This window comes from Brucella grignonensis (assembly GCF_002252505.1).
In the GTDB taxonomy this organism is placed as follows: Bacteria; Pseudomonadota; Alphaproteobacteria; order Rhizobiales; family Rhizobiaceae; genus Brucella; species Brucella grignonensis.
The window spans coordinates 279,000-291,365 of sequence record NZ_NNRL01000157.1 but is presented as its reverse complement, the minus strand read 5'-3'; the positions used below and the strand labels follow the sequence as shown (position 1 = coordinate 291,365).

Here is a 12,366-nt window from a genome sequence, read left to right as displayed (position 1 = left end):
GGCACGTGAGCGCACACGACACGGCTGAGCCGACACGGCGTGATTTTTTGTATATTGCGACGGGAATGGCCGGTGTCGTCGGTGTCGGCGGACTGGCATGGCCGTTTATCGACCAGATGCGCCCCGACGCTTCGACGCTTGCTGCAGCGTCCATTGAGGTTGATGTGTCTTCTCTCGCAGAAGGCGCGTCACTCACCGTCAAATGGCGCGGAAAGCCGGTTTTCATCCGTAACCGTACGGCAAAGGAAATAGAAGACGCCAAGACAACAGCGCTTGGTGATCTTAAAGATCCGAATGCCCGTAACGCCAATCTTGCTTCGGACGCACAGGCGACCGACGTTGCGCGTTCTGCCGGTGAAGGTAAAGAAAACTGGATCATCATGATCGGCGTCTGTACCCACCTTGGTTGCGTGCCGCTCGGGGAGTCGGGTTCTTTCGGGGGCTGGTTCTGCCCATGCCACGGTTCGACCTATGATACCGCAGGTCGTATCCGCAGTGGTCCAGCACCGGAAAACATGCACATTCCGGCATACGCATTCGCTTCCGATACGGTCATCAGGATCGGCTAAAACAGATCTTGGGGAGAGAAAACATGAGTGGTGGACACTCCACATATACGCCCTCGACCGGCATCGAAAAATGGGTCGACGAACGGCTGCCTTTACCGCGCCTGGTCTATGATTCCTTTGTTGCCTATCCGACGCCGCGTAACCTGAACTATATGTATACGTTTGGCGGCATTCTGAGCTTTATGCTCATTGCGCAGCTCATCACCGGCATTGTGCTGGCAATGCACTATGCAGCTGATACGGGCATTGCGTTTAATTCCGTCGAAAAGATTATGCGCGACGTCAATTCCGGCTGGCTGCTGCGCTACATGCACGCCAACGGCGCGTCGTTCTTCTTCATTGCGGTTTATCTGCATATCGCTCGCGGTCTGTATTATGGCTCCTACAAGGCGCCGCGTGAGCTTCTGTGGATTCTCGGTGTGGTCATCTTCCTGCTTATGATGGCAACCGCCTTCATGGGATATGTGCTGCCATGGGGACAGATGTCCTTCTGGGGTGCGACGGTTATCACGGGCTTCTTCACCGCGTTTCCGGTGATAGGTGAACCGATTCAGCAACTGTTGCTTGGTGGCTTTGCCGTCGATAATCCGACGCTGAACCGTTTCTTCTCGCTGCATTATTTGCTGCCGTTCATGATTGCAGGTGTTGTTATCCTGCACGTCTGGGCGCTGCATGTGACAGGCCAGACGAACCCGACAGGCATTGAAGTCAAGTCGAAGACAGACACGCTGCCGTTCACGCCTTATGCGACCATCAAGGACGCTTTTGGCGCGCTCGTCTTCTTCATCTTCTTCGCTTATTTCGTTTTCTACATGCCGAATTTCCTCGGCCATCCGGATAACTATATTCCGGCAGACTCGCTGAAGACGCCTGCTCACATCGTTCCGGAATGGTACTTCCTGCCATTCTACGCGATGCTGCGCGCGATCACTTTCAACATCGGCCCGATCGACTCGAAGCTCGGCGGCGTTCTGACCATGTTCGGTTCGATCGCTATCCTCTTCGTGGTTCCGTGGCTCGATACGTCGAAGGTTCGTTCGGCTGTCTATCGCCCTTGGTTCAAGCTGTTCTTCTGGCTGTTCGTCATCAATGCCATCTTCCTTGGCTGGCTTGGTTCACGTCCTGCGGAAGGCACTTATGTCTTCATGGCTCAATTGGGTACGCTTTACTACTTCGCATTCTTTATTGTCATCATGCCGGTTCTTGGCCTGATTGAGACGCCAAAGCGTCTGCCGAACTCGATTACCGAGGCGGTACTGGAGAAGGGTGCAGGCAAAGCTGAGATTACCCCAGTGGATATCAAGGCTTGAAGCAGCGAGAGATGAAGGACGTAACAATGAAAAACATCCTCAAGAGTTTCGCTGCCTTCGGTATTGCTCCGCTGGTTGCGCTGGGTGTGACGATGGGCGGTGCTTTTGCCGCTGGCGGTGGCGAGGGAGAGCCTGAGCATTTCCCGATTCACCATCCAAAGCAGGAAAAATGGACCTTCTCAGGTCCATTCGGAACCTATGACAAAGGGCAGCTTCAGCGTGGCCTCAAAGTCTATAAGGAAGTCTGCTCTGCTTGCCATTCGATGAATCTGGTGGCCTTCCGCACGTTGGAAGACCTTGGTTATTCGCCGGAGCAGGTGAAGGCATTTGCTGCGGAATATGAAGTGCAGGATGGCCCCAATGCGGATGGTGAAATGTTCACCCGTAAGGCAATCCCGACAGATCATTTCCCGTCGCCATTTGCGAATGCCAATGCAGCTGCTGCGGCTAACAATGGTGCGGCTCCGCCAGACTTTTCGCTAATCGCGAAGGCACGTGCCGTTGAGCGTGGTTTCCCGACTTTCGTCTTCGATATATTCACACAATATGCCGAAGCAGGTCCGGACTACATTCATTCGCTTCTGACCGGCTATGATGAACAGCCGCCAGCAGGTATGCATGTACCGGAAGGTACGCACTACAACCCGTATTTCATCGCGGGCAAGTCGCTTGCCATGGCCAAGCCGCTGAGCGACGATCAGGTGACATATGATGATGGTTCGCCGCAGACGGTGGATCAGTATGCGCGTGACGTTTCGGCATTCCTGATGTGGGCTGCTGAACCGCATTTGGAGGACCGCAAGAAAACGGGCTTCCGGGTCATCATCTTCCTGATCCTGTTCGCGGGCCTTGTCTATATTGCAAAGCGTTCGGTTTGGGCGAATGTGAAGCATTAATTGTTTGATCAAGTCGATGTGTTTCGGAGGGCGCCGTGAGGCGCCCTTTTTCTTTGAACACCGCAGAAGCCGTTCAAAATAGTGTAAACGCGCTTGGCGTGGTGCGCATATCGTGATTGAAGAGAGTTCAATATAATTGAGTCAGCCGACACTGCATTTGTGACAGCGCGTGGGCTTATCCTCTGAAAGGACTGAAAATGGAATCCGGACTCAAAGCGACGTTGAAGGACGCGATCAGAACGATTCCTGATTATCCGAAACCCGGAGTTCAGTTCCGTGATGTGACAACGCTCATGGGTGATGCGCAGGCTTTCCGCCGCGCTGTGGATGAGCTGGTCTATCCTTATGCAGGCAACAAGGTAGACAAGATTGCGGGTATTGAAGCGCGCGGCTTCATTCTTGGTGGCGCGATTGCGCATCAGCTTTCCGCTGGTTTCGTACCGATCCGCAAGAAAGGCAAGCTGCCGCGCGATACCGTGCGTATTGCCTACAGTCTTGAATACGGCATTGATGAAATGGAAATGCATCGTGACGCCATCGTTCCGGGCGAGCGCATTGTGCTGGTGGATGATCTGATAGCAACCGGCGGCACAGCGGAAGCTGCGGCGAAGCTGCTTCTTCAGATGGGTGCCGAGATTGTGGCGGCGTGCTTCATCATCGACCTGCCGGACCTTGGTGGACGTAAAAAGCTTGAAGCTCTTGGCGTGCCAGTGCGCACGCTTGTCGAGTTCGAAGGCGATTGAGCCCGAACAGATAAAAAAACGCCCGGATCAACCCGGGCGTTTTTTATTATGAAGGCAGCTTTACCATCGCCGCGTTATCGAAGGCCAGAACCTGCTGGCCGTCCTGATTAAAGGCACTGGTACTCATGCTCAACATCGACCAACCTGGACGCGAGGTGAGAGGGCGTACCGCGTGCACGATGCGCTTATAGGTGATCGTATCACCGGCAAAGACTGGCCTCATCCATTTCAGGTTTTCAAAGCCGGGGGAGGGACCGAACGTCGGTGGAACTTCGCCGCGCTTCATTACCTCTTTTGTCGCTGCAACGATGGACATGACGTTCAGTTTCATAAACACCGCCGTCGTGTGCCAGCCCGAGGCGCAGAGGCCACCGAAGACGCTGTTCTTTGCCGCTTCGCTATCCAGGTGAAATGGCTGTGGATCATACTTTCTGGCGAAGTCGACGATTTCTTCGGTGGTGAAAGTATAGCTTCCGATGACAAGATCCTGTCCGAGATTTTCTTCAAGGAAACTCATGCCACACCTCCCGGGGTCGCACCTTCCGGAATTGCATTATGATCGCGCCGCAGCATCATGCATGGATGCTGCATCTCACAGACGCTTTCACCACGTTGATTGAACAGTTCATGATGGAAGGTGATCAAGCCGATTGTCGGACGAGACTTAGAGATGCGTTTGTCCTTAACCGTCGTTATGCCGTTCAGCGTATCTCCCGCGAGTACAGGACGCTTCCAGCGCGTAAATTCGACGCCAGGGCCACCTTGCGAGGTGGATTGTGTGAGAAAAGCATCGCAAACCATTCGCATGATCAAGGAAGCAGTCTGCCAGCCCGACGCGGCAAGCCCGCCCAGTACGCTTGCCTTGCCTGCTTCTTCATCCAGATGGAAAGGTTGTGGGTCGAACTCGCGGGCGAATTCGATAATCTCTTCTTTGGTAATGGTGCGCGGTCCGAAGGGGAGATTCAGTCCTTGCGTGAAATCTTCGTAAGCATATTTTGGTGTCTTATCAGTCAATCCGGTCTCCTCCCGAATAAGAAAAAAGCCACCGTTTTCACGGTGGCCTGATCGTATCAGGTATTGAAGCGGAACAGCATCACATCGCCGTCATGGACGATGTATTCTTTGCCTTCGTCCCGCGCTTTACCTGCTTCCTTGGCGCCGACTTCACCATTGAACTTGATGTAGTCTTCATAGGCGATGGTCTGCGCACGAATGAAGCCACGCTCGAAATCCGTATGGATAACGCCTGCTGCACCGGGAGCCTTGGTGCCGCGCCGGATGGTCCAGGCGCGTGTTTCCTTGGGGCCAGCCGTGAAATAGGTGATGAGGTCGAGCAGTTTGTAACCGGCTCGGATCAGGCGGTCGAGGCCAGGCTCTTCGAGGCCCATGGCGTCGAGATATTCCTTGGCTTCTTCATCGGCAAGCTGCGCTACTTCTGCTTCGATAGCAGCAGAAATGATGACGCTTTCAGCACCCTGTTCAGCAGCCATCTTCGCAACTGCTTCGCTATATTCATTGCCATTGGCAGCGTCGCTTTCAGCGACGTTGCAGACATAAAGCACTGGCTTGGAGGTGAGCAGGTTAAGACCCTTGAGGATCAGCAGATCGTCCGGCGCAATGTCTTTCAGCATCAGGCGAACCGGCTTGCCGTTCTGCAGCAGCTCGAGCGCTTGTTCCATCACGGGCAGGACCGTGGTTGCTTCCTTGTCTTTGGATGCGGCGCGCTTACGGATCTGAACAATGCGGCGCTCGATGCTTTCGAGGTCCGACAGCATCAGTTCCGTCTCAACGGTCTCTGCGTCCGACACAGGATCGATACGGCCTTCAACATGGGTGATGTCGTCGTCTTCAAAGCAGCGCAGAACATGCACGATCGCATCGACTTCGCGGATGTTGGCGAGGAACTGGTTGCCCAGACCTTCACCCTTGGATGCGCCGCGCACCAGACCGGCAATATCAACGAAGTTGATGCGGGTCGGGATGATTTCCTTGGAGCCTGCGATTTTCGCAATGCCATTCTGGCGCGGATCAGGGACAGCCACTTCGCCAGTGTTTGGTTCGATGGTGCAGAACGGATAGTTTGCAGCCTGTGCCGCGGCCGTCTTTGTCAGCGCGTTGAAAAGCGTGGACTTGCCGACGTTAGGCAGGCCGACGATGCCGCATTTGAAACCCATGATCTTACCTGTCAGACTAGAATAGAATTGGTGCCGCTATGCGACATTGATACAGTTATTGTCGCTATGCGACATGGAAGTGCGAAGCGTCAAGAGCGCTGCGCAACTGGATATGTTTAATCCTTCTTGCCAAGCAGCTTTTTCAGCATTTCGGCCATTGGGCCGCTTGCCGGAATGTTTGGCTTGGCTGCGCTCTGGCGGGCTTGCCGAATATGGCTCTGAGCCTTGGCTGGAGCCTTTTCCAATTGTGCAGGATCAGCCTTGAAACCGTTGGGGCGCTGGCTACCATCGCCCATGGCGATTGCCACACGGTTCATGAAGCTGTTGTCTTCCTTCTTGGCCAGCAAGCCAACATTATCGGCGATAGCGCCGAACAGCGTGTCGAGCCATTCGCTGTCGACCTTGGCGAAATCGCCCAGAACATAATTGTGAACAAGCTCTTTTGCGCCCGGATGTCCAATGCCAAGCCGCATGCGGCGATAGTCTTTGCCGCCGGGGAAGGCTTGCACATGGGCGTCGATGGATTTGATACCGTTATGGCCGCCGGAGCCGCCACCTGTCTTGATGCGCAGCTTTGCAGGCGCAAGGTCAAGTTCGTCATAAATCACGACGAGATCGGCAGGGGTCAGCTTGTAGAAGCGCATGGCTTCCCCAATTGACTGGCCGGAGAGGTTCATGAAAGTCATCGGCTTGATGAGAAGCACTTTTTCGCCGTCGATCACCCCATCGGCGATTTCGGCCTGAAACTTCTTCTGCCAGTTGGAAAAGCGATGGCGGCGGAATATTTCATCCGCCGCCATGAAACCGATATTGTGTCGGTTATGCGCATATTTGGGGCCCGGATTGCCAAGTCCTGCGATGAGCAGCATGGATTTCAGACCCCCCAATACGGAAAGCGATTATTCGCCTTCGGTCTTTGCTTCTTCTGCGCCTTCTGCATTTTCTTCCGACTTCAGGCCGGCAGGTGCAGCAATGGTGGCGATCGTGAAGTCACGGTCCTGAATGGCAGCAGTTGCACCCTTTGGCAGCTTGATAGCCGAAATGTGAACCGAGTCGCCGATTTCGAGGCCGGTCAGATCGAACTCAAGAGCTTCTGGAATTGCATTCGCAGGAACGACCAGTTCAACGTCGTGACGAACGATGTTGAGAACGCCGCCGCGCTTGATGCCCGGTGAAGCTTCTTCGTTCTTGAAGTGAACTGGAACGTTGACGTGAACAACCGACTTTGCGGAAACGCGCAGGAAGTCGACATGCTGCGGGAAGTCACGAACTGGATCCAGCTGGTAGTCTTTAGGAAGGACCTGAATCTTCTTGCCGTCTACTTCGATCGTTGCAACAGTGGTCTTGAAGCCACCGCCATGGATCTTGTAGAAGATTTCCTTATAAGGAACAGCGATTGCGAGGGGCTCCTGCTTGTCGCCATAGATGACTGCAGGAATCTGGCCGTTGCGGCGAAGTTCGCGGGAGGACCCCTTACCAACCCGGCTGCGCAGATCGGCCTTGAGCACGTAAGTATCGCTCATGGCATTACCTTTCAAAGTTACTGGAGTGTTGGTCGCAGTTTTTTATCTAAGCATGATCCAGTCCGAAAACCGGTTTCCACTTTTCGGGATCATGCTCCAGCGAACAACATGAAACAGCCCGTAACGCCTTTCACATTGTGAAAGACCGGACCGCCCCATTCCGCGTTGCCTCCAAGGGTGTCTACGCGGATGGCAGGCCTATAGCCCATAGCCTTTTCAAGCGCAAGTTTTTTGGTTGGAAAGACAGCTTCTGTGGGCTTTTGTCTTAACGGGTGGCATTGGCTGCGTCAAAAATGTTAAGCGGGTGCCTGAACAATCGCGGGTTTTCCTGCCGAGTCGTCCCAATATTCATGAAACAAAAGGAAACGAGATGCAGGTCGGTATCGACATGGGTTCTGTTGCTGGAAGCGGTACTGCTGCGGCAGGTGCGCTTGGTGGTGGCAAGCAGGCCATGCTTGATCTTGAAGAGCTTCTCGCAACCCGCCTGCTGGTTCAGGGAAATTCCGGGTCGGGCAAGTCGCATCTCCTTCGTCGCCTGCTTGAGCAGAGTGCCCAATGGGTGCAGCAATGCATCATCGATCCTGAGGGCGATTTCGTGACGCTTGCAGACATTCACGGCCATGTCGTCGTTGATGCTGCCCGCACCGAAGCCGAACTGACACGTATTGCCGGACGTATTCGCCAACACCGGGTTTCCGTCGTACTCAATCTCGAAGGTCTCGATGTCGAGCAGCAGATGCGTGCTGCTGCAGCTTTTCTCGGTGGTCTGTTTGATGCCGAGCGTGACTATTGGTATCCGATGCTCGTGGTGGTCGATGAAGCGCAGCTCTTTGCGCCCGCTGCCGCTGGCGAAGTGTCGGATGAGGCCCGTAAGCTTTCGCTTGGCGCGATGACAAACCTCATGTGTCGTGGCCGCAAGCGTGGCCTTGCTGGTGTGATTGCCACGCAGCGCCTTGCAAAGCTTGCCAAGAATGTGGCTGCGGAAGCGTCGAATTTTTTGATGGGCCGTACATTCCTCGATATCGACATGGCGCGTGCCTCCGATCTGCTCGGGATGGAACGCAAGCAGGCGGAGATGTTCCGCGATTTGCAGCGCGGCCATTTCATTGCGCTAGGACCTGCTTTGTCGCGTCGTCCGCTGCCGGTCAAGATTGGCAAGGTTGAGACCTCGGCACGTTCGTCTTCACCGAAACTGATGCCATTGCCAGATGCGCCGGAAGATGCGCGCGATCTCATTTTCACACCTGCACCACAGGAAATCCGCACGGTTGTGCGTCGAACACCTCCGCCACCGCCACCGCCATCGACGGCTGAAATTCTGGCGCAGGTCGCCAAACCCAAGCCCGAAGCAGAACCCGTAGAAGCGCCGTTGTTCCCCGGTATTGTGGAAGCCGAGCGCGAGGAATTGCTTGAAAAGGTGATGCGCGAGATTGTCGATGACCCGGAAGCCTCGTTCCGTTCGGTTGCCGTACTTTATCAGGATTTTCTGGTGCGTTGCCGCATCCATCGCGTTCCGGGCGAGCCGCTTGCGTTGCCTGCGTTCCGTCGCCGTCTTGCTGTTGCGCAAGCCAGCATTGAAAGCGATGTAGCGACCGGGGAAACATGGCAAAAGGCTTTGACGCTGTCCGAAAGTCTCACAGATGATGTGCAGGGTGTGTTCCTGATTGTCGCACAGGCAGCAGTGACGGGTGCGCCATGCCCCTCAGATGCCGCCCTCGCACGTGCCTATGGCACGCATTCATTCAGCCGCGCGCGCCGTCTCCTGACCTATTTTGAAGAACGCGGCCTTCTTGTATTGCGCAACGACTTCAAAGGCCTTCGCATCGTCAATTTCCCGGATCTCGAATGTGAAACTGCGCCGGGCGATCCCAATGCACCGGATGATCAGGTCGATGAAAGCACTGCGGCCGAGTAATGGGCCTTCTGTGCAAATTGTCATGAACCTGTAATGATCCTCAGCAACTGCTTGGAGGATTATGCAGAGAGAGAACATGACAACAGAACCGCAACCGGATTTCAGAGAATTATTCGCCACGTTTGGCAAGATCGGGTTGCTGTCGTTCGGCGGGCCTGCGGCCCAGATTGCCATGATGCAACGAGTGATCGTCGACGAAAAGAAGTGGATGGATCAGGAGCGGCTGATCCATGCTCTGAACTTCTGCATGCTTTTGCCGGGTCCCGAAGCCATGCAACTTGCCACCTATTGCGGCTGGGCTGCGAGGGGTTGGCGTGGTGGGCTGCTTGCTGGATTGCTCTTTGTTCTTCCCGGCGCTGCAGTCATGTTGGTGCTATCGGCGCTTTATGTGGCCTTCGGTCATGTTGATGTGGTCGCCGGTCTTTTGTTTGGGCTTAAAGCTGCAGTTCTGGCGATTGTCTTTGAGGCTCTTTATCGAATGGCCAGACGCACACTGGCGTCTGGATTTTCCTATGCAGTAGCGGTGCTGGCATTTATGGCCGTCGCGTTTCTTAAACTGCCGTTTCCTTTGGTGGTGGCGCTTGCGGCGCTGGCAGGAGGAATGCGTTACTGGTTGCAGCGCGACGGGCATGGGGTGCCACATGGTGCTGTTGGCCCGAATGCAATGCGTGTAGCGACACAGCAGGCGCTTATCTGGGGAGCGCTCTGGCTTCTGCCACTTTTGGTGCTTTATTTGATGTTTGGCGGACATCATGTGTTCACGACAGAAGCCGCTTTTTTCTCGAAACTTGCGGCGGTGACATTTGGCGGTGCCTACGCTGCTCTCTCCTATACGGCACAGCAGGCCGTTGAGCATTTTGGCTGGATGAAACCCGGTGAGATGCTGACAGGCCTCGGACTGGCTGAAACCACGCCCGGGCCGTTGATCCTTGTGCTGGTGTTTGTCGGCTTTGTGGGGGCGTCCAATCTGTCGGGCCTGCCGCCGCTCCTGGGCGGCTTTTTCGGTGGCCTGATTGCGCTGTGGTTTACCTTCGTACCGTGTTTTTTATGGATCTTTGCTGGTGCACCGTTTCTAGAGCGTTTGCGCAAGGTGCGTTGGTTATCGGCCATGCTGGGTGGGATAACAGCTGCAGTCGTTGGCGTGATTGCCAATCTCGCCCTGTGGTTCTCGCTGCATGTGCTGTTTGGAAAAGTGGTTGATCACCAGATCGGACCAGTAGCCCTGCCACTGCCGGTGGTGAGCACAATAGACAATGCCGCCGTCCTGATCGCAGGCGCGGCGGCATTCTTACTTGTCGTTCTGAAGCTCAACATGCCGCTCGTGCTTCTGCTTGCGGCATGTTTCGGTATCGCCATTCGCCTGATAGCGAATTAGTCGAACAGGCTCGAAACTGATTCTTCAGCTGCCGTGCGTGCAACCGCTTCACCGATGAGGCTGGAGATCGACAGAACGCGAATATTCGGAGCGTCGTTGATCGCAGTCGTCGGCTGGATGGAGTCGGTGATGACCAGTTCTTTCAGCTTTGACGAGGCGATACGGGCAACAGCGCCGCCGGAGAGAACGCCGTGCGTGATGTAAGCGGTAACGCTCTTTGCGCCCTTGGCGAGCAGAGCTTCGGCCGCATTGCAGAGCGTGCCGCCGGAATCGACGATATCGTCAAACAGCAGGCAATCTTTGCCGGTCACATCACCGATGACATTCATGACTTCCGATTCACCTGGACGTTCACGACGCTTGTCGACGATTGCAAGCTGCGCATCGATACGCTTTGCAAGCGAGCGGGCGCGAACCACACCGCCAACGTCAGGCGAAACGACCATGCAATTGCCGGTTGCGTAGTTCGCCTTCACGTCGCGTGCGATGACTGGAACGGCATAGAGATTGTCCGTTGGGATATCAAAGAAACCCTGAATCTGACCGGCATGAAGATCAAGTGTCAGAACGCGGTTAGCACCCGCTTCAGTGATAAGGTTTGCGACGAGCTTTGCCGAAATTGGTGTGCGTGGGCCGGGTTTACGATCCTGACGCGCATAGCCGAAATAAGGAAGAACGGCTGTAATGCGGCGTGCCGATGAACGACGGAACGCATCAATCATGATGAGCAGTTCCATCAGATTGTCGTTTGCCGGGTAGGATGTCGATTGCAGTACGAATACGTCTTCGCCGCGTACGTTTTCCTGAATCTCTACGAAGATTTCCTGGTCGGCAAAACGGCGTACTGTAGCCTTGCCAAGCGGGATGTTGAGATATTGAGCAACGGATTCGGCAAGAACCCGGTTGGAGTTGCCTGCGAAAAGTTTCATTCTTTTTGCCTCTGAAGCCGGAGCAGTTTCGTTCTGTCGCAAAAAGTCCGTGAAACGGACGTAATCTCTGGTTTGAGCGAAACCCGACACAAATCCGGGTGCGCTCGATTATTCTTGAAAAACTTTAAAGCCGCAGCTTCTATGACGATTGGTCAAGTGCCGCAGCTTGGAAGGTTTTCTCGAATGTGCGGCCTATTGCAAAGAGTCACTGTCATTGCAAGGCCTGAGGGAAAACAATTGCAGTAAAAAGGCTTCGCAAAGTGCTTTCCCACAGGGCTAACACGCGATTCAGCAAAAGATTTCAGTCTTTTGCTGTCTCAGCTCGTTCTCATGCGCGATTTGCCGCAAGCCAGGTGGAATATTCCTGCATGGTCTTGTCGGCGATGGATTGCATGGCAGAGGCAGGCACAATGCTCCATGAGTCTGCGGAAGCGCCCGGTACTTTTTCCTGCCCCTGTATGCGGTGGAGGCGGTTGCCGGAAGCGTCCATCACGTCCCAGACGTAGAGGATCGTTGTCTGGTTATCTTCAGACAAAACCGAGAAATAGCCCTTCATCACATAAGCGGCATCGGTGCCGTTATTGCCCGCAAGCTCAACACCCTTGGCGCGTGCATCATCATTGATGCGATGGGTAAGTGGAGTTACGACACTGACAGGTGCGCCGATGATCGGAGCGATGTAAAGCTTGCCCGACTTGAGTGAGGCCGTGCGTGTGGGCGGTGTCGCCGGTGTTGTTGTCTGGGCAGGTGTTGCAACTGGTGCAGCCGTCTGACCTGTAGAAGCCTGGCCTGCAGGCGGCGTTGTGGTTTGTCCGGATTGCTGATTGGTTCCCTGCACGTTCAATGCAGACTCGGTGCTGTTGCAGGCGGCAAGCAGTCCAGCAAGCAACAACACCATAGAAAGATGTGCCTTGTTCATGTTCGGCTTCATG

Annotated in this window: 13 protein-coding genes; 6 read left to right on the top strand and 7 right to left on the bottom strand. The window is 54.8% G+C overall.

Annotated elements, in window-relative coordinates; all coding sequences use genetic code 11:
* The first annotated feature begins 5 nt into the window (after positions 1–5).
* From petA to CEV33_RS08550, 4 genes are all read left to right on the top strand, one after another.
* On the top strand, positions 6–569 hold the full coding sequence (petA, locus tag CEV33_RS08565; protein WP_094540068.1) for a ubiquinol-cytochrome c reductase iron-sulfur subunit: 564 nt from the start codon (positions 6–8) through the stop codon (positions 567–569).
* A 23-nt stretch (positions 570–592) separates the two neighbouring features.
* Positions 593–1,879, top strand: coding sequence for a cytochrome b (locus CEV33_RS08560; RefSeq protein WP_094540066.1), 1,287 nt, complete (start codon positions 593–595; stop codon positions 1,877–1,879).
* A gap of 26 nt (positions 1,880–1,905) precedes the next feature.
* The gene (locus CEV33_RS08555) at positions 1,906–2,775 is read left to right on the top strand and encodes a cytochrome c1 (protein WP_208620170.1); all 870 of its coding nucleotides are present in this window, start codon (positions 1,906–1,908) and stop codon (positions 2,773–2,775) included.
* A gap of 197 nt (positions 2,776–2,972) precedes the next feature.
* On the top strand, positions 2,973–3,518 hold the full coding sequence (locus CEV33_RS08550) for an adenine phosphoribosyltransferase (RefSeq protein ID WP_094540063.1): 546 nt from the start codon (positions 2,973–2,975) through the stop codon (positions 3,516–3,518).
* 46 nt (positions 3,519–3,564) lie between these two features.
* Here CEV33_RS08550 and CEV33_RS08545 read toward each other — a convergent pair whose 3' ends face one another.
* The 5 genes from CEV33_RS08545 to CEV33_RS08525 all read right to left on the bottom strand — a co-directional run bounded on the left by CEV33_RS08545 (position 3,565) and on the right by CEV33_RS08525 (position 7,215).
* Positions 3,565–4,035 carry a MaoC family dehydratase gene (locus tag CEV33_RS08545; protein ID WP_094540060.1) on the bottom strand — a complete coding sequence of 157 codons (471 nt, stop codon included), beginning with the start codon at positions 4,033–4,035 and terminating at the stop codon, positions 3,565–3,567.
* Entirely contained in the window at positions 4,032–4,532 is a 501-nt protein-coding gene (locus tag CEV33_RS08540) for a MaoC family dehydratase (RefSeq protein ID WP_094540058.1), read from the bottom strand. Before CEV33_RS08540 ends, CEV33_RS08545 begins: the two co-directional genes overlap by 4 nt.
* 56 nt (positions 4,533–4,588) lie before the next feature.
* A complete protein-coding gene (ychF, locus tag CEV33_RS08535) occupies positions 4,589–5,692 on the bottom strand; it encodes a redox-regulated ATPase YchF (RefSeq protein WP_094540056.1) in 1,104 nt (367 codons plus the stop codon).
* A gap of 116 nt (positions 5,693–5,808) precedes the next feature.
* Positions 5,809–6,561, bottom strand: coding sequence for an aminoacyl-tRNA hydrolase (gene pth / locus CEV33_RS08530; protein WP_094540055.1), 753 nt, complete (start codon positions 6,559–6,561; stop codon positions 5,809–5,811).
* 30 nt (positions 6,562–6,591) lie between these two features.
* Positions 6,592–7,215, bottom strand: a complete 624-nt coding sequence (locus CEV33_RS08525) for a 50S ribosomal protein L25/general stress protein Ctc (RefSeq protein ID WP_094540053.1) — start codon at positions 7,213–7,215, stop codon at positions 6,592–6,594.
* A gap of 370 nt (positions 7,216–7,585) precedes the next feature.
* On the opposite strand from CEV33_RS08525, the gene CEV33_RS08520 reads away from it, so the two are divergent.
* Together CEV33_RS08520 and chrA are read left to right on the top strand one after the other, a co-directional pair.
* The gene (locus CEV33_RS08520) at positions 7,586–9,130 is read left to right on the top strand and encodes a helicase HerA domain-containing protein (protein ID WP_094540270.1); all 1,545 of its coding nucleotides are present in this window, start codon (positions 7,586–7,588) and stop codon (positions 9,128–9,130) included.
* A gap of 76 nt (positions 9,131–9,206) precedes the next feature.
* Complete coding sequence (gene chrA, locus CEV33_RS08515) at positions 9,207–10,505, top strand: chromate efflux transporter (RefSeq protein WP_094540052.1); 1,299 nt, start codon at positions 9,207–9,209, stop codon at positions 10,503–10,505.
* Here chrA and CEV33_RS08510 read toward each other — a convergent pair.
* Both CEV33_RS08510 and CEV33_RS08505 read right to left on the bottom strand, forming a co-directional pair.
* Entirely contained in the window at positions 10,502–11,434 is a 933-nt protein-coding gene (locus CEV33_RS08510) for a ribose-phosphate pyrophosphokinase (protein ID WP_024899428.1), read from the bottom strand. The two genes, chrA and CEV33_RS08510, sit on opposite strands and share 4 nt — an antisense overlap.
* A 328-nt stretch (positions 11,435–11,762) precedes the next feature.
* Positions 11,763–12,365, bottom strand: coding sequence for a hypothetical protein (locus CEV33_RS08505; protein WP_094540050.1), 603 nt, complete (start codon positions 12,363–12,365; stop codon positions 11,763–11,765).
* Position 12,366: the final 1 nt, after the last annotated feature.